The organism is Pelagivirga sediminicola, assembly GCF_003072125.1.
In the GTDB taxonomy this organism is placed as follows: domain Bacteria; phylum Pseudomonadota; class Alphaproteobacteria; order Rhodobacterales; family Rhodobacteraceae; genus Roseovarius; species Roseovarius sediminicola.
This window is the reverse complement of sequence record NZ_QCYH01000007.1, coordinates 53,985-70,835: the sequence shown is the minus strand read 5'-3', so window position 1 is coordinate 70,835 and position 16,851 is coordinate 53,985. Positions and strand designations below refer to the sequence as shown.

16 protein-coding genes and 1 riboswitch are annotated in these 16,851 nt (G+C 63.5%); of the genes, 13 read left to right on the top strand and 3 right to left on the bottom strand.

Annotated elements, in window-relative coordinates; translation table 11 throughout:
* Position 1: 1 nt before the first annotated feature.
* Both cobW and DC366_RS12850 read right to left on the bottom strand, forming a co-directional pair.
* Positions 2-1,060, bottom strand: coding sequence for a cobalamin biosynthesis protein CobW (cobW, locus tag DC366_RS12855; protein ID WP_108692623.1), 1,059 nt, complete (start codon positions 1,058-1,060; stop codon positions 2-4).
* A complete protein-coding gene (locus tag DC366_RS12850) occupies positions 1,053-1,448 on the bottom strand; it encodes a DUF1636 family protein (protein ID WP_108692622.1) in 396 nt (131 codons plus the stop codon). Before DC366_RS12850 ends, cobW begins: the two co-directional genes overlap by 8 nt.
* A gap of 93 nt (positions 1,449-1,541) precedes the next feature.
* A riboswitch (cobalamin riboswitch) is annotated at positions 1,542-1,748 on the bottom strand.
* A gap of 262 nt (positions 1,749-2,010) precedes the next feature.
* On the opposite strand from DC366_RS12850, the gene DC366_RS12845 reads away from it, so the two are divergent.
* Both DC366_RS12845 and DC366_RS12840 read left to right on the top strand, forming a co-directional pair.
* On the top strand, positions 2,011-2,631 hold the full coding sequence (locus DC366_RS12845; RefSeq protein WP_165802906.1) for a PAS domain-containing protein: 621 nt from the start codon (positions 2,011-2,013) through the stop codon (positions 2,629-2,631).
* Positions 2,628-3,764: an aminotransferase class I/II-fold pyridoxal phosphate-dependent enzyme gene (locus DC366_RS12840; protein WP_108692620.1), complete on the top strand. Its 1,137-nt coding sequence runs from the start codon at positions 2,628-2,630 to the stop codon at positions 3,762-3,764. Before DC366_RS12845 ends, DC366_RS12840 begins: the two co-directional genes overlap by 4 nt.
* A 31-nt stretch (positions 3,765-3,795) precedes the next feature.
* Here DC366_RS12840 and DC366_RS12835 read toward each other — a convergent pair whose 3' ends face one another.
* Positions 3,796-4,695, bottom strand: coding sequence for a LysR family transcriptional regulator (locus DC366_RS12835; protein WP_108692619.1), 900 nt, complete (start codon positions 4,693-4,695; stop codon positions 3,796-3,798).
* Between the two features lie 121 nt (positions 4,696-4,816).
* Between DC366_RS12835 and DC366_RS12830 the strand changes: the two genes are divergently transcribed.
* The 11 genes from DC366_RS12830 (at position 4,817) to DC366_RS12780 (ending at position 16,576) form a co-directional block, all read left to right on the top strand.
* A complete protein-coding gene (locus DC366_RS12830; RefSeq protein WP_108692618.1) occupies positions 4,817-5,605 on the top strand; it encodes a 5-oxoprolinase subunit PxpA in 789 nt (262 codons plus the stop codon).
* A 22-nt stretch (positions 5,606-5,627) separates the two neighbouring features.
* Positions 5,628-5,861, top strand: coding sequence for an acetyl-CoA carboxylase (locus DC366_RS12825; RefSeq protein WP_108692617.1), 234 nt, complete (start codon positions 5,628-5,630; stop codon positions 5,859-5,861).
* Position 5,862: 1 nt separating this feature from the next.
* A complete protein-coding gene (locus DC366_RS12820; RefSeq protein WP_108692616.1) occupies positions 5,863-7,245 on the top strand; it encodes an acetyl-CoA carboxylase biotin carboxylase subunit in 1,383 nt (460 codons plus the stop codon).
* Complete coding sequence (locus tag DC366_RS12815; RefSeq protein WP_108692615.1) at positions 7,242-8,117, top strand: 5-oxoprolinase subunit B family protein; 876 nt, start codon at positions 7,242-7,244, stop codon at positions 8,115-8,117. Before DC366_RS12820 ends, DC366_RS12815 begins: the two co-directional genes overlap by 4 nt.
* Entirely contained in the window at positions 8,107-9,078 is a 972-nt protein-coding gene (locus tag DC366_RS12810; protein ID WP_108692614.1) for a 5-oxoprolinase subunit C family protein, read from the top strand. The genes DC366_RS12815 and DC366_RS12810 overlap by 11 nt, the downstream gene beginning before the upstream one ends.
* 70 nt (positions 9,079-9,148) lie before the next feature.
* Entirely contained in the window at positions 9,149-10,222 is a 1,074-nt protein-coding gene (gene torT / locus DC366_RS12805) for a TMAO reductase system periplasmic protein TorT (RefSeq protein WP_108692613.1), read from the top strand.
* 58 nt (positions 10,223-10,280) lie between these two features.
* Positions 10,281-11,783, top strand: coding sequence for a sugar ABC transporter ATP-binding protein (locus DC366_RS12800; protein WP_108692723.1), 1,503 nt, complete (start codon positions 10,281-10,283; stop codon positions 11,781-11,783).
* Positions 11,780-12,790 carry an ABC transporter permease gene (locus tag DC366_RS12795; RefSeq protein ID WP_108692612.1) on the top strand — a complete coding sequence of 337 codons (1,011 nt, stop codon included), beginning with the start codon at positions 11,780-11,782 and terminating at the stop codon, positions 12,788-12,790. Before DC366_RS12800 ends, DC366_RS12795 begins: the two co-directional genes overlap by 4 nt.
* A gap of 98 nt (positions 12,791-12,888) precedes the next feature.
* Entirely contained in the window at positions 12,889-13,761 is an 873-nt protein-coding gene (locus DC366_RS12790; RefSeq protein ID WP_108692611.1) for an FAD binding domain-containing protein, read from the top strand.
* Positions 13,758-14,228, top strand: a complete 471-nt coding sequence (locus tag DC366_RS12785) for a (2Fe-2S)-binding protein (RefSeq protein ID WP_108692610.1) — start codon at positions 13,758-13,760, stop codon at positions 14,226-14,228. The genes DC366_RS12790 and DC366_RS12785 overlap by 4 nt, the downstream gene beginning before the upstream one ends.
* Positions 14,225-16,576, top strand: a complete 2,352-nt coding sequence (locus DC366_RS12780; protein WP_108692609.1) for a xanthine dehydrogenase family protein molybdopterin-binding subunit — start codon at positions 14,225-14,227, stop codon at positions 16,574-16,576. The genes DC366_RS12785 and DC366_RS12780 overlap by 4 nt, the downstream gene beginning before the upstream one ends.
* The last annotated feature ends 275 nt before the right edge of the window (positions 16,577-16,851 follow it).

The following is a 16,851-nucleotide window of genomic DNA, read 5'->3' as shown; positions in this document are numbered from 1 at the left end:
GCTACTCTGCCGCCTCCGCGCGGACGGCGCCCAGCGCGGTGCGGATCACATCGGCGTTGATATCGTGATGCTCGGCGATGACGACCAGCCGCCCGGCGCGGGCCTCATCCGGCTTCCAAGGGCGATCAAACTGGTGCCGCACGCGCGCGCCCACGGCCTGCACCAGCAGGCGCATCGGCTTGCCGGTAACGGCGGCATAGCCCTTGATCCGCAGGATGTTGTGATCGTTGGCCAGCGCTTCGATGGCGCTGACCAGATCGGCGGGATCGGTGATTTCGGGGATGTCCACGACGATGCTTTCGAAGTCGTCATGTTCGTGGTCATCCGCGCCGTCGTGATGCGAGGGGCGCGCGTCGATATCGTCCTCCGCGGCGGCCTCCAGCCCCAGAATGATACGCGGGTCGATGACCCCCTCGGCCACTTCGACTACGGGGATAGGGCGGGGAGATTCGGCAGCGATGATCTCCTTGGCGCGGGCGACGCCCTCGGGGCCGGCAAGGTCGGGCTTGGTCAGCAGGATGATGTCGGCGCAGGAGATCTGGTCCTCGAACACCTCGGACAGGGGCGTTTCGTGGTCGATGCTCTCGTCTGCCAGACGCTGCGCATCGACGCGGGCCACGTCAGGCGCGAAACGGCCCGCCGCCACCGCCTCGGCATCGGCCAGCGCGATCACGCCGTCCACGGTGATTTTCGAGCGGATATCGGGCCAGTCGAACGCCTTAAGCAGCGGTTTCGGCAGCGCCAGCCCCGACGTTTCGATCAGTATGTGATCGGGGCGCGGATCGAGCGCCATCAGCGCCTCGATCGTCGGGATGAAATCATCGGCCACGGTGCAGCAGATGCAGCCATTGGCCAGTTCCATGATGTTCTCGGCCGGGCAATCGCGGATCGCGCAGGATTTCAGGATATCGCCATCGACGCCGACATCGCCAAATTCATTGACGATGACGGCAAGGCGCCGGCCGCCCGGATTCTGCATCAGCTGGCGCACCAGCGTGGTCTTGCCCGAGCCGAGAAAGCCGGTGATGACGGTAACGGGAAGTTTCGCAAGGTCAGACATTCGGGGCCTCCAATGGGGGAATACGGGCGACGCAGTTACGCTTGAAATGTTCGGGACGTTCGCGCCACGGGATCAGCCCGTCGGGCTGCGCGTGGTATTGCGCGGCGCCGTCAAGGATCATGGCGGCGCCGACCACCTCATCGACATTGGCAAAAACATAAGTCCAGCGCGCGCCGCCGCGCAGCGCCACGGTGCAGCCGTGATCGCAGTTCTGCAGGCATTCGACCGGCGTCAGACGCACGCCTTCGGGCAAAGGCAGCGCCTCCAGCGCGTCGAACAGAACCTGCCCCGGCCAGCGATCATCGCCCGGCTCGGTGCGGCCGCGGCGGCATTTGGTGCAAACCAGCAATTCGGTTGGATCCGGCGGCGTCTCTGCGCTGTCTTTCATGCCTCAAGCCCCATGTTTCGGGGACGCAGGCATGAGATGACGAGAGGATACCGGCAGCCGGAATCGCCCCGACACCGACACACCCCGTCCGGTTTCGTCCTTTGTGTGCTGGCAGGTCTCCCGGCTTGCGGATTCAGGGCGGGTGGCCCTATGGCCGATCTGCCTTCCCGGCGGTTGCCAGTGGCGGTGATCGGCCTTTTCCGTTCACGGTCGCGGGGGCGGCTGTGCTTGACCGCAATGGTGCGGCTGCACATTCCCTTTTCACCTGCCGAGGCAGGCACCAACATCAGCCGCAGCTTTCGCGCAATGCCCCTGGCCTGTCAAGCCATAGGATGTGCGTGCCTCCAATGGCGCGGGCACCTCGTCCTGCAATCGCAATGCACTGGGTGTCAACTTTGGTGCGCATCGTGCGGTATCGGCCATCATGCAGATGACCCATGGGCTGCGGGCTGGTCCGTCAGCACCACGTTCGACCCATAACGCCTTCGTCACCGTGTTTGATCTATACTTTTTGTCCAAAATCAGACTATATGAACCAACCGGGCCGTTGCGGAGAAATCATATGCAGTATCAAGCCCTTTGCGATGCGCTCGCGTCCCTCATCCCCGGACGGATCGAGGCCGTTCTGCATGATCTGAGAACCGGACGCATCGCCTATATCGCGGGCGCATTTTCCAACCGCATGGCGGGCGATCCTTCGCTGCTATCAGAAGAGCTGCCCCACGCGTCAGATATCGCAGACGGCGCTGTCGGCCCTTATGTCAAGCGGAACTGGGACGGACAGCGATTGCGCTCGGTCTCGGCAGTGGTCGGGCGTGACGGTGACACGCCGACCCTGATGATTTGCATCAACATGCTGACGGGCGATCTGGAAGGCGCGGCGGAATTGCTGGCGCAACTGACCGGCAGCGCGTCCGATCCGCGTGCGCGCCCGCTTGTCGAGGGCGATTGGCGCGAGGCGGCGCATGATATCATCGGCACGGTGCTGAGCGCGCGTCAGGTGACGCTGGCTGCGGCACGCAAGGCGGACAAGGCCGCGATACTGGCCGAACTGGACAAGGCGGGCATTCTGCAGATCCGCGGCGCGCCGGATTACGTGGCCAAAGCCATGGCGATTTCGCGCGCCGCCCTTTACGCGACCCTGAAAGACATAAGAGAGACAGAAGGACAGGACATCCGATGAGAGATTTCGCGCTCGAAACCCACTTTGCAAAATGGGAATTCAGCGCCCGCCACCACATGACCGCCTCGGACGCCGAAAGCCTGTCGGTCAGCGAATTGCTGGCCATGGCCGGGCAGGGTGCGCGGGACGATCTGATGAATTGCTGGCTGGGCTATACCGAAACCCGCGGCGCGCCCGACCTGCGCGCGGCAATCGCGCAGACCTATGACGCCTGCGACGCGGACGATATCCAGTGCTTTGTGGGGATCGAGGAAGGGATCTATGCCGCGATGCGCGTCATGCTGACGCCTGCCGATCATGCCATCGTGATCGTGCCGAACTATCAGGCCGCCGAAACCCTACCTTTGGAGATTTGCGAGGTCACCGGCGTTGCCCTGCGCGAGGATGATGACTGGGCGCTGGATGTCGACGCGATCAAGGCAGCGATGCGGCCCAATACCCGGTTGGTGTCGATCAACTTTCCCAACAACCCGACCGGCGCGATCCCGACGCGCGCCGCCTTCGACGCTTTGGTCGAGCTGTGCCGCGAACGCGGTGTCTGGCTGTTCAGCGACGAAGTCTATCGCCTGCTGGAACTGGACGAATCCAAGCGCCTGCCGCAGGTCGCCGATGTCTACGAACGCGGCCTGTCGGTCAACGTGCTGTCCAAGACCTATGGCCTGCCGGGCCTGCGCGTCGGCTGGATCGCCTGCCGCGACCGCGACATGCTGAACCGGCTGGAGCGCTATCGCCACTACCTGTCGATCTGCGGATCGGCCCCCAGCGAGCGGCTCGCGGTTGCGGCCCTGTCGGTGCGGGATCGGATACTGGAGCGGAACCGTGGGATCGTGCGCGAGAACCGTAGAAAACTGGATGCGTTCTTTGCCGATTATCCGCCCCTCTTCGAATGGCACCACCCCGATGGCGGCTGCGTCGCCTATCCGCGCTATCTGGGCGCGGACGGGGTCGAGGCATTTTGCCGCGATATCGTCGAGACCGAGGGCGTTCTGCTGCTGCCTGCGTCGATCTATCGCTCGGAATTGATCGAGGCGCCGACGGATCGGTTCCGCATCGGCATGGGTCGCAAGGGGATTGACGCAGGGCTGGACGCGATGCGGCGGTTTCTGGATCGGCGCGGCAACAGTATTACCTGACCGGCAAAGAAAGGCCCGCAAGCTTCCGCCGTCATCCCGGATAGGGCGAATTGTAGGCCTGACGGAAATAGTCATGAACCAGGCGCATCTGCGCGGAAAAGGTGACGTCCTTGCGCCACGCCAGCCCGACATCCATTGTCGGCACCGGCGTGTTGGTCATGACGGTCGCGATGCGCTTGCCCTCAAGCGACCAAGGGCGATAAACCATGTCCGACAGGATGGTGATCCCCTGCCCATTGGCCACCATCGAACGCACCGCCTCGATCGACATGGTCCGAAGGCGGATTTGCGGATGCAGCTGTTGAGAGCTCCAGTATTTCATCGCGGTGTTCGCCGCCTCGTCGACCGTCAGCAGGATGTAATCCTCCCCGGCAATATCTTCGAAATCAACGCGATGCCGCTTTGCAAACGGATGGCCGCTGGGCACCCAGACCCGCCGGGTCGAACGCAAGAGCGTCTCGGATTCCAGCCCGGGGTCGGTGACGTTCGACGTCAGCAGAACCGCCAAGTCGAAGCGTCCTGACAGCAGCCCCTCTTCGATGCTGTCACGGTTCAACTCGTGCAGCTGGATGTCCAGATTGGGATGCAATTGCTTCAGCCGGTCCAGATGGAAGGGCAGGAAGTAGCCGACCACCGTGTAACTGGCCGCGATGCGGATGGTGCCTGTCGTTTCGATATCGCGCTGTCGCAGGTTTTGCGCATCCTCGACCTTGCTGAGGATGGCGTAGGCCGTGGTCAGCAGCTCGCGCCCGGCATTGGTCAGCTCCATCCCGTGCCGTTTGCGCAGGAACAGCGCAACGCCGAGCGACGCCTCCAGATCGCGAATCGCGGTTGTCACGGACGATTGCGAAATCGACAGGGCCGATGCCGCCCGGCTGGCCTGGGCCGTCTCGGCGGTGGCCACGAAATATTTCAATTGGCGAAGGTTCATAAGTTGCCCGGAAATATAAGATATCGGATTATCCGATAACACAGGTTCGGAAAGTCGCAATTTACAAACGCCAGCGCGTAACGCAAGCTTTCCTTTGAAACTGGCTCGCGGGGAATATGTCATGCGCAAGATCGTCGATCTCAATTGCGATATGGGCGAGGGCTTCGGCCATTGGTCCTACGGGGATGCGCCTGATGAGGCGTTGATGGAGGTCATCAGCTCGGCCAACGTCGCCACCGGGTTTCACGCGGGCGATCCCAACTCGATGAACCGCGTCGCCGCGCTGGCCAAGGCGCATGGCGTGGGGCTGGGCGCGCATCCGGCGTATAAAGACCTGCAAGGCTTTGGCCGCCGCCGCATCGATGCCGCGCCCGATGAGCTGGTCAACGATGTCCTCTACCAGATCGGCGCGCTGCGCGAGTTCGGGCGCCGTCACGGGATATCGCTTCAGCATGTCAAACCGCATGGCGCGCTCTACATGGAGGCCGCCCGCAACGAGGATCTGTCGCGCCACCTGGTCGAGACGCTGCAGCAGATGAGCCCCGATCTGATCCTGTTCTGCATGGGCGCGTCCAAGACCTACGAGGTGGCAAAGCGCCTGTCGCATCCCGTCGTGCGCGAATTCTATTCGGACCGCGATTATGCCGATGACGGCATGATCGTCTTTACCCGCAAGCCCACCACGCTGGACCCCGAGGCGATCGCGCGCAAATGCCTGCGCGCCTGCCAGGACGGCACCGTCGAGACGACCAGCGGCAAGAGCATCGACGTCGCGTTTGAATCGATCTGCGTGCATTCCGACACGCCCGGCGCCGTCGATATCCTGCGCGCGATCCGCTCCATCCTGAGCGAGAATGACATCACCATTGCACCGGCAAGCGACGTGCTGGCGCAAGGTTCAACCGACTGACCCTTTTCAAGGAGAATACCCCATGGCCGATATCCAATCCCCCGTTCCCGGCACCTTCTATCATCGCCCCTCGCCCGAAGATGCGCCCTTCAAGGCCGAAGGCGATGCCGTCGCTGCGGGCGATACCATCGGACTGGTCGAGGTGATGAAATCCTTCATCGAGGTGGAGGCCGAAGAGGCCGGCACGTTCGGCGGCTATTCGGTCGAGAACGAGGCGGCGGTGTCCGCAGGTGACGTTCTGGCGACGCTGAAATAAGATGGGCATCGAGCGTCTTTTCATTGCCAACCGGGGCGAGATCGCCGTGCGCATCGTGCGCGCCGCGCAATCGCTGGGCATCCACACCATTCAGGCCCATTCCGAGGCCGACGCCGAGATGCTGGCCGTGCGCATGGCGGACGAGGCGGTCTGTATCGGCCCCGCGCAGGCCGCGAAATCCTATCTGGACGTGGACGCGGTGGTGAAGGCCGCCAAGGATGCAGGCGCGGACGCGGTGCACCCCGGTTACGGTTTTCTGGCCGAAAGCCCCGCCTTTGCCCGCGCGGTGGTAGAGGCCGGGATGATCTTCGTCGGCCCGTCGGCCGACACGATCCAGAGCATGGGCGACAAGGTCTCGGCCCGGCAGGCCGCCGGAACGGCGGGCGTTCCCGTCGTGCCCGGATCGGACGGGCGCGTGGACGACATGGAGACCGCTGCCGAAATCGCCGAGCGGATCGGTTATCCGGTGATGATCAAGGCCAGCGCCGGCGGCGGCGGGCGCGGCATCCGCATCGCAAGGACGCCCGAGGATCTGGCCAAATTCGCGCCGCAAGCCCGGCAGGAGGCGCAAGCCGCCTTCGGCGACGGCGGCATCTATATCGAAAAGGTCATCCCCCAGCCTCGCCATATCGAGGTGCAGGTTCTGGCTGACGGCACGCGCGCGGTCCATTGCTTCGAGCGCGAATGCTCGCTCCAGCGCCGCCGCCAGAAGGTATGGGAGGAGGCCCCGGCCTTCGGCCTGCCCGAAGCGACGCGGCAGGCGATGTGCGATGCGGCGGTCGATCTGGCCGAGGCGGTGGAATATCTGGGCGCCGGAACGGTCGAGTATCTTTATGACGCGCGCGCCGACAAGTTCTATTTCATCGAGATGAACACGCGCATTCAGGTCGAACACCCGGTGACCGAAATGATCACCGGCCTCGATCTGGTGGCGCTGATGATCCGCGTCGCGGGCGGCGAGCCGCTGCCCGTGTCGCAAGAGGAGATCACGCTGAACGGCCACGCCATTGAGGTGCGGCTGAACGCCGAGGATCCGCTGAAGAAGTTCATGCCCTTTCCCGGCGTCGTCGGCACACTGGATCTGCCGGAATCGGACGGCATCCGCGTCGATCATTTCCTTTACAAGGGCTACCAGATCCCGCCCTTCTACGACTCGCTCATCGGCAAGCTGATCGTGCATGCCCCCACCCGCGAGGCGGCGATCGACAAGATGGCGGGCGCGCTGGACGCGGTGCGCATCGACGGGCTGAAAACCACCATCCCGCTGCACAAGGCGCTGGCGCAGTCGGCGGACGTGCGCGCGGGCCGCATCCACACCCAATGGCTGGAGCCGTGGCTGGACGCGGGCAACCTCACCACCGACCAGACAGGAGGAGCATCGTGAAGACACGGTATTCATACGGCGGCGACGAGCATATCTTCGTCGAGATGGACGAGGAGATGTCGCTCGACGCGTTCTTCAAATCGCTCGCAATGAGCAACGCGATCAAGGACGCGGATATCGACGGCGTGCGCGAGATCTGCCCGGCCAACGCGTCCTTTCAGGTGCGCTATGACCCGGACGTGATCGCGCCCGAGGATATGCTGGCCAAGCTCAAGGAGATGGAAGAGAAAGCCATCAACGCCGAAAAGCGGCTGCAGACGCGCATCATAGAAGTGCCGGTTTTCTATCAGGATCCGTGGACGCATGAGTGCGTCATGCGCTTTCGCGAGCGCCATCAGGACCCGTCGGGCACCGATCTGGACTATGCCGCGCGCATCAACGGCTATGACAGCGTGGGCGCGTTCATCGAGGCGCATCACTCGGCGCCGTGGTTCGTGTCCATGGTCGGCTTCGTGTCGGGGCTGCCATTCCTGTACCAGCTGGTCGGCCGCGACAAGCAGATCGAGGTGCCGAAATACCTCAAGCCGCGCACCGATACGCCCAAGCAGACCGTGGGTTATGGCGGCTGTTTCTCATGCGTCTATTCCGTGCGCGGGGCGGGCGGCTACCAGATGTTCGGCATCACGCCGATGACCATCTTCGATGCGGACCAGAAGGTGAGTTATCTCAAGGACTTCATGGTCTTCTTCAAACCCGGCGACATCGTCAAGTGGAAGCCGATCGACCGCGCCGAATATGACCGGATCCTGAAGGCGGTCGAGAATGGCACCTACAAGCCGCGCATCGCCGAAGTGACCTTCGATCTGGAAGATTTCAACGCCGACATGGACGGCACCAACGCCAAGCTGATGGAGGCTCTCAATGACGTTTGAAGTTGTCAAACCCGGCCTTTTGACCACCATCCAGGATCTGGGGCGGCCCGGCTATTTTCACCTCGGCATCCCCGAGGGCGGCGCAATGGACCGCGCGGCGATGCGCATCGCCAACATGCTGGTCGGCAACCCCGAGGATGCCGCCGGCCTCGAGGCCGTGTTCATCGGCCCCGAGCTGACCTTTCAGCATGACACGCTGGTGGCCGTCGCGGGCGCCGAAATGCCCGTTTTCGTTGACGGCGAGGAGCGCGCCTGCTGGTCGTCCTTTCCGGTCAAGGCGGGGCAGACGTTGAAATTCGGCTATCTGAAAACCGGCGCGCGGATCTATATCGCGTTCGCAGGCGGCATCGACACGCCCCCGGCCCTTGGCAGCCGCGCGACCTATCCCATCGGCGCGCTTGGCGGATTTGAGGGGCGCGCGCTGGCGGCGGGCGATGTGGTGCCCGTGGGCAAGCCCGGCGCCAAGGCCCGCGAGCGCACGCTGGACCGCGCGATGCTGGCCGAGCTGCCAAAGCCGGTGGAGCTGCGCGTTCTGCCCGGTCTTTACTGGCACCGCCTGACCGAAAAATCGCAAGAGCAGTTCTTTGACGATGAATGGAAGGTCGCGCCCGAAGCGGACCGGATGGGATACCGTTTTCGTGGCGGGCGCCCGATGGAGTTCGTCGAGCGCGATCAGCCCTTCGGCGCGGGCTCGGACCCGTCGAACATCGTCGATGGCTGCTACAGCTACGGCTCGATCCAGATCCCCGGCGGAACAGAGCCGATCGTGCTGCACCGCGATGCGGTGTCGGGCGGCGGGTATTTCACCGTCGGCGCGATCATCTCGGCCGATATGGACCTGATCGGACAGCTACAGCCGAACACGGCCGTGCATTTCCGCCGCGTGGACATGGACACCGCGCTGAGCGCGCGGGCCGAGCGCCGCGACCGGCTGGAGAAGATCCGCAGCGCGCTGACATAAGGCGCGCGCGGCAAGACCAAAGCGGCGGGCATGGCGCCCGCCCATAAGAAAACCAAGGGAGAAACTGATAATGACGAAGACACTGACCAAACTGACGCTGGGCACGGCGCTCGGCGCGCTGCTTCCCGCCGCCGCGATGGCGCAAGAGGCGTGGTTCCCCTACCCGGCCGAGGAAACGACGCCCGCCTTCGCCGCCGACGGCGAGCGCGCGCCGGTCACCTACGAGGCGCTGGAAAAGGCCGAGAAGCCGTGGAACATCTGCGCCTCTCTTCCCCATATGAAGGACGCCTATTGGCTGGGTGTCGACTATGGCCTCGTCGAGGAGGCGCGCCGGCTTGGCGTCAAGCTGAATGTCACCGATGCGGGCGGCTATACCGAACTGGCCAACCAGATCAGCCAGATCGAGGATTGTGTCGCTGGCGGCGCCGATGCCGTGATCGTCGGCGCGATTTCCAGCGACGGCCTGAACAGCGTCATCTCCGAAGTGGCGGACAAGGATATTCCGGTGATCGACGTCATCAACGGCATCTCGTCGGACAGGATCGCGGGCAAAGCGCTGGTTTCGTTCAACACGATGGGCAGCGAGATCGGCAATTACCTGGCCGAAAAACACCCAGCAGGCAGCGACGAGGTGACGGTCGGCTGGTTCCCCGGCCCGGCGGGCGCGGGCTGGGTCGAGGCGGCCAATACCGGCTTCATGGACGCGGTCGAAGGCTCCGCCGTCAAGGTGCTGGAGCCGCGCTATGGCGACACCGGCAAGGAGGCGCAGCTGAAGCTGGTCGAGGACGTTCTGCAGGCCAATCCCGATGTGGATTACATCGCCGGCACCGCGGTCACCGCCGAAGTCGCGCAAAGCGTCGTTCGGGCGCGCGGACTGGATCAGGTGGGTATTCTCGCCTTTTACCTGACGCCCGGTGTCTGGACCGGGATCGAGCGTGGCTTCATCACCGCGGCGCCGGCCGACTCGATGGTCATCCAGTCACGCATGGCGGTCGATCAGGCCGTGCGCATTCTGGAGGGCAAGGACTACATCAAGCATGTCGGCCCCAAGATCTACGTCATCAATCAGGACAATATCGCGGACACCGATCGCGACACCGTCCTGCCCCCGGAAGATTTCTCGCCCGTGTTCTCGGTCGAGTGAAAAAAGAGGCCAACAGGTTTCGGGCGGCGCGCGTCGCCGCCCGGACGTGGCTGACACCATGACAGATACACCCATTATCCAGACCCGCGCCCTGACGCGCGCCTATCCCGGCGTGATCGCGCTGAACCGGGTCGATTTCGATCTGCGGCGCGGCGAGGTGCATGTTCTCTTTGGTGAGAATGGCGCCGGAAAATCAACGCTCATTTCGCTGCTGGCCGGTGCGAACACCCCCACCGACGGCGAGATATTGGTCGACGGCAGGAACGTGCAGTTCAGCACGGTTGCGGACGCGCAGGCGGCTGGCATTTTCACCGTTTTCCAAGAGTTTTCACTGATCCCCACCATGACCGTCGCGCAGAACATGTTTCTGGGGCGCGAGCCGGGCTATGGCCCCTTCACCGATCACCGCGCCATGCGCAAGAGCGCTCAGGCGCTGCTGGATTCGCTGGGCTTTGATGTTCCGGTGGGGGAAACCGTCGTGCATCTGTCGCGCGCGCAGCAGCAGATGGTCGAGATTGCCAAGGCGTTCCACGGCGACCCGAAGGTCCTGATCCTTGACGAGCCGACCGCGTCACTGACCGACCGCGAGGTCGATCATCTCTTCGCCACGATCCTGAGGCTGCGCGAACGCGGCGTTGCGATCATCTATATCTCGCACCGCATCAACGAATTCGAGCGTATCGCCGATCGCGTCACCGTGCTTCGCGATGGCGCATACATCGGCACCACGGCGATGGCCGATACCGACGAGGCGACGCTGGTCGAGATGATGGCGGGCCGTGCCATTCGCGACATCTATCCAGACATCCCGCACGCCCCCGGCGACGTGCTGCTTGAGGTGAAAAACCTTACTGCATGGGGCGTGCGCGGTGCATCCGTCACCGCCCGGCGGGGCGAGGTGCTGGGCATGGCGGGCCTGGTCGGGGCCGGTAAATCGCGCCTTTTTCGCGCCATCATGGGCATCCAGAAAATCCATGGCGGCACGGTCCACTGGAAAGGCCGCGATATCACCGGTGCGCCGACACGGCACGTCATCGGCGCGGGCATCCATTACCTGTCCTCGGACCGCAAGGACGAGGGGCTGGATCTGGCCAAGAGCAGCTGGCAGAACCTTGAGATTGACCTGATGATGGGCCGCGAGGCACGCGGCCCGATGATCCGGCCCCGCGCGCTGCGCAGTGTCGCCGGAGACATCTTTGAAAAGGTCGAGCTGCGCGACAGCTATCGATCGCAAGTCGTCGCGCAGCTGTCCGGTGGCAATCAGCAAAAGGTGCTCTTTGCCAAAAGTTTTGGGCATGACACCGACCTATACATTTTTGACGAACCGACGGTCGGCGTCGATATGGGAACGCGGGCCGCCCTCTATCGCCTGATCGGTGATATCGCGGCCTCTGGCAAGGCGGTGATCGTGATCTCGTCCGACCTGCCCGAAGTGCTGAATCTTTCACATCGGGTGCTGGTGATGACCGAGGGTCGCATCAGTGCCGAACTGACCGGCGACGCGCGCACGGAAGACAACGTGCTGCGCTACTTCTTTGATGACAACGGAGAGTCCGCATGACGACCGCCACCGATAGCGCGCCGCGCAACAACCTATTGAAACGCATGTTCATCCGTCTGGGGGTATTGCCATTCTTCCTGGGAATTGCGCTGATCGTGTTCGCGCTGCTGTCGGACAAGTTTCTGACGGTGCAAAACCTGGTGAATGTCGGGCGCCAGTCGGTCTATCTGATCCTCGTGTCCCTCGGCCAGATGCTGGTCTTGATATCGGGGGGCTTCGATCTGTCGGTCGGGACGGTGATCGCGCTGGCGTCGGTTGTCTCCGCCTCGGTCATGGTGGCCATGGCGCCGGTCTTTCCTGACGCCGTGTGGCTGGCCATCGCCATCGGCGCGCTGGCGGGCTTCGGTTCGGCGCTGGTTGTGGGCGGCATCAACGGCATCGGCGTCGCGGTCTTCGGGGTTTCGCCCTTCATCATGACGCTGGGTGTCTCCTCCGTCGGGGCGGGGCTGGCCCTGTTTCTTACCGGCGGTGTTCCAGTGTCGGGCTTGCCCTACGCGTTTGGCAACGTCTTCGGCTTCGGCCGCCTGTGGGGCGTGCCGGTGCCGGTCATCGCGGCGGCGTTTTGCGTCCTGGCCATGTGGGTGCTGATGGCCCGCACCCGTCTTGGCGCGCAGATCTATGCCGTGGGCGGCAACATCAAGGCGGCGCATCTTTCGGCGATAAACACGCGCCGGACGCTTATGATAGCCTATATCCTCTGCTCGCTGATTGCGGCGCTGACCGGTCTTTTGCTGACCGCACGCGTGGAGACGGGCGAGGCAAATCTGGGCGGCACCATCGCGCTGGAATCCATCGCCGCATGCGTCATCGCTGGCGTGTCGCTCCGGGGCGGGCTGGGGCGCGTGGAAACCGTGGTGCTGGGGGGCTTTTTCATAATCTTGGTGCAGAACGGCATGAACCTGGCGCAGGTCAGTTCCTACATGCAGATGGTTCTGCTGGGCGCACTTCTGATCCTGGCCGTGATCTTCGACCAGCTGCGTTACAGAATGATAATGAGCGGGCGCTGAAACCGGGGCCGGGGCGCCTTGGTCCCTGCGCCCTATGCCGACCGGCGAGATTTGGATGAACGGCCTTGTTGCCCAGCCAAAAGCGAGGAGCATGAAATATGATATCCGAGTCAGGTGAAATCTGTTTCGCCGATAGCATCGACGACGCGGCCGCGATGCTGGCAGACAGGGCCCGCGGCCTTGTGCCCATCGCCGGGGCGACATGGCTGATCCGCGCGCCATTGCGCAAGGAGGCGGTGCCGCAAAACTACCTTTCCCTGACGCGGATCGCAGAGATGAAGGGCATCACCTGCACGGATGACGCCGTGACGATCGGCGCGCTGGCCACCCATCAGGAACTGGCAGACACACTTGCGGGTGACGGGCAGTTTCAGGGCCTGGCGGCCGCCGGCGGCACGTCAGCCAATCCCGGCGTGCGCCGCCTGGCCACTGTTGGCGGCAATATATGCGCAACAGGCTTCGCCGCCGCCGATGTCGTTCCTGCGCTGCTGGCGCAGGATGCAAAACTGGAGATCATCAGCGCCGAGGGGCGCAGCGCGATCGCGCTTGAGACCTATCTGAGCACCAGAACGGCGCGCCCCGACGGCGAGCTGGTGATAAAGGCCGTCCTTCCCAGAACGCAGGCCATCAGCGCCCATGCACGCCTGACGATGCGCGCCGCGGGCGATTATCCCGTCGCGATCGTCAGCGTTTGCGGGACGCTGGACGACCTCGGCAAGCTGGCGGCGCTTCGCATTGCCGTGGGATCGGTCGAGTCGGCGGCGCGGCGCTGGACCGCGTTGGAGCAGGCATTGACTGGGCAGGACCTGTCCCCCGATCTGGCCGAGACGACAGCCCGCGCCCATCTTGGAGAATTCACCGGCCGCGATGCTGTCGATGCGAAGGGCAGCTATCGCGTGCGGGTCTTGCCGCATCTTGTGCGGCTGGCCTTCGCCGACCTTCGGGCGCAGCGTGAAAGGAACGCGACATGACGATCCGGCTGACCATAAACGGACAGATTCGTACATATGACGGCGATCCGCGCGACAGCCTCCTTGATGCGCTGAGGCGGACTTATCGGCTGACCGGGGCCAAGGACGTCTGCCGCGAGGGGTTTTGCGGCGCCTGCACCGTCCATATCGACGGTCAGGCCGTTCCGTCCTGCCTGCGGCCGATGGGCTTGCTGGAAGGTGCGGACGTCACCACGATCGAAGGGATTTCCTCGCCCGAGGGGTTTTCGCCGGTGCAGGCCGCCTTTGTCGAACATGATGTCGTTCAGTGCGGGATGTGTTTTCCAGGGATGGTGATGAGCATGACCGATTTTCTGAAACGAAACCCCTCGCCCAGCCGGGCCGAGGTCAAGACGGCGATGGCCGGAAACCTGTGCCGTTGCACCGGATACGAGAAAATCGTCGATGCCGTGATGTCCGTTCAGGCAGATGAGAGGGCAAATCGATGACACAGAAGCTGGAGCCATCGGGCGCCGTGATGGACTACCCGCGCCGCGATGCGGGCGATAAGGTGCGCGGGCGCACGAAATACACCGTCGATCAGGCCGGGTCTGACACGTTGCACGCCGTTCTGGTCAGGTCGGACGTGGCGGCCGGCAGGATCGCCGCGCTGCAGGTGGACGCCGCGCTTGCGATGCCAGGGGTGCGCGCAATAGCCACCGGCGAGGATGCGCCGGACCGGCACGGCCTGGGCATAGCCGACCACCCGATCTTTGCCTCGACCGACATCCGCTATCATGGCGAGCCGATCCTCGCGATTGCGGCCGACACCCTCGATCAGGCCAAGGCGGCGGCCGCCAAGGTTGTGCTCCGGATTGACCCTGTCGAGCCGGTTCTCACGATGGCAGAGGCGCTGCAAGCGGGGGCGCGGCTGATCCACCCCGACTGGAAAGATTACGAGATATTGTTCAGCGGCGCCGCGCGGGGCGGCAATATCGCGTGGACGGCCACGGTGGAGCGCGGCGACACGGATGCCGCGTTCGCGCGCGACGACGTCACGATCGTCGAGGGGTGCTACCGCGTGGGCCGGCAGAACCATGTCTCGTTCGAGCCGCGCGCGGTCGTCGCCAGTTTTGAGGACGGCAGATACCACATCGTAACCTCGACGCAGGCCCCTTGGACGGTCAAGAACGTCACCGCGATGGCGCTGGGAATTTCGCCCTCGCAGGTGCGCGTGACCGTGCCCCCCGTCGGCGGCGGATTCGGCCTGAAGTTCGATTGCTCGCTGGAGCCATACGCCGCGATCCTCGCGCGCAAGACCGGGCAGAAGGTATCCCTGATCAACTCGCGCGAAGAGGAGATGCTGACGTGCCTGTCACGCGAGAATGCCGAAATACGACTGCGCTCGGCGGTCACGCCAGAGGGCGAGATTGCCGCGCGCGAAGGCACCGTGCTGATGGATTGCGGCGCCTATGGGGGCGAGCAGGTGTTCCTGACCACCATGACCGCGCATACCTTGGGCGGGAATTACCGGCTTGGGGCAACCAAGATCGCGTCGCATGCGGTTTACACCAACACGGCCCCGAACGGGGCGTTCCGGGCCTGCAATGGCGTCTATAATACCTTCGCGCTCGAACGGCATACGGATGAGATTTGCGCGGCCATCGGAATGGATCCGATGGAATTCCGCAAAAGGAATGTCGTGGGCGACGGATCGCTGGGGGCGACGGGGCAGGTGTTTCAGGGCGATGTCCTCAAACCCATGCTTGAGCGCATGGAGCGCCTGATCGGGGCTGATCCGCAGCCGGAAATCGATCCCGATCGCTATCTTTATGGTCAGGCGACGACGGTTGGCACATGGTTCATCTTCGTCGGCCCGTCCGCGGCGTCGGTCATCCTCAACGCAGATGGCAGCGCGACACTGGTCACCTCCGGGGTCGAGATCGGATCCGGCACGATGATGCAATCCCTGCCCCAGATGGTCGCGGCGGAACTTGGCATTCATCCCGACAAGGTGATCGTCAAGACGGCCGATACAGATGCATCAGGGCGCGATCTTGGCGTCGGCGGCGGGCGCACGACCGTCTCGATCGGCGCGGCGAGCACGGCCGCGTGCGCCGAGGTGCGCCAGAAGCTGTTGTCGGTGGCCAGCGAAATGCTGCAAACGCCGGTGTCAAAGCTGGTTCTGGGCAATGGGCGGATCGAAATCGCCGGCCGTGCGGGGTCAGGAATGACAATCCAGACCGTCATCGCCGAAGCGGAGGTGCGGCATGGTCCCATTTCCGGCAGCGGCGCGTTTACTGCTCCGGGAACACCGTCAATGCCCGGTTGCGCCGCCGGCCATTTCATCGATGCGATCGATATCCCGGTCTTCGCCGTCCACAACTGCGACATCGCGATCGAAAAGGCCACGGGACGCATCAGCGTGCTGAACTATCGCGTGGTGCAGGATGTCGGGCGTGCAATCAATCCACGGGCCATCAAAAGCCAGGTTCAGGGCGGTGTCGTGCAAGGGCTGGGATATGCCCTGCATGAAGAAATGACGATCAATGGCGACGGCTGCATCGATCAAAGCGGTTTTGAAACCTACAAGATCCCCGGTGTGGGGGACGCAATACCGATCACCCTGGAGATGTTCGAGGGCGCGCCATCCATCGGACCTTTGGGCACCAAGGGAGCGGGCGAGGTTCCCATTCTGAACGTCGGAGCGACGATCGCCTGCGCAGTGGCCAATGCCACCGGCAAGCAGGTGAACGAATTGCCGCTGGTGCCGCCAAGGGTGCTCGACATCATCGAGAATGAAACCAGCGGGCTTGATCTGGTGCATATCCACTCGGACTGGCGGAGAAATGTCTGAGCTGCGGGCTTGAGATTGCGGCCGAAGCTTCCATGCATCGCGTCTTTGGCGCGAAGATCGAGATTTTCCAGCAAGCCCTGAACGGGCTGCATGTCGTTTGACATATCCGGCGGGATGTCCCACCAAGACTTGGATTAAAGCGTCTCGCCTTTGACCTGCGCATCAACAAGAGGCGAAACGTGCGCCACGCTGATATGTCGCGGGCGTTTCGCGAAAATCTGTGTTCCAAGTTATTCGCGAAACGCCTTAACTGGCGAAACGCATTTTGCAGTGTC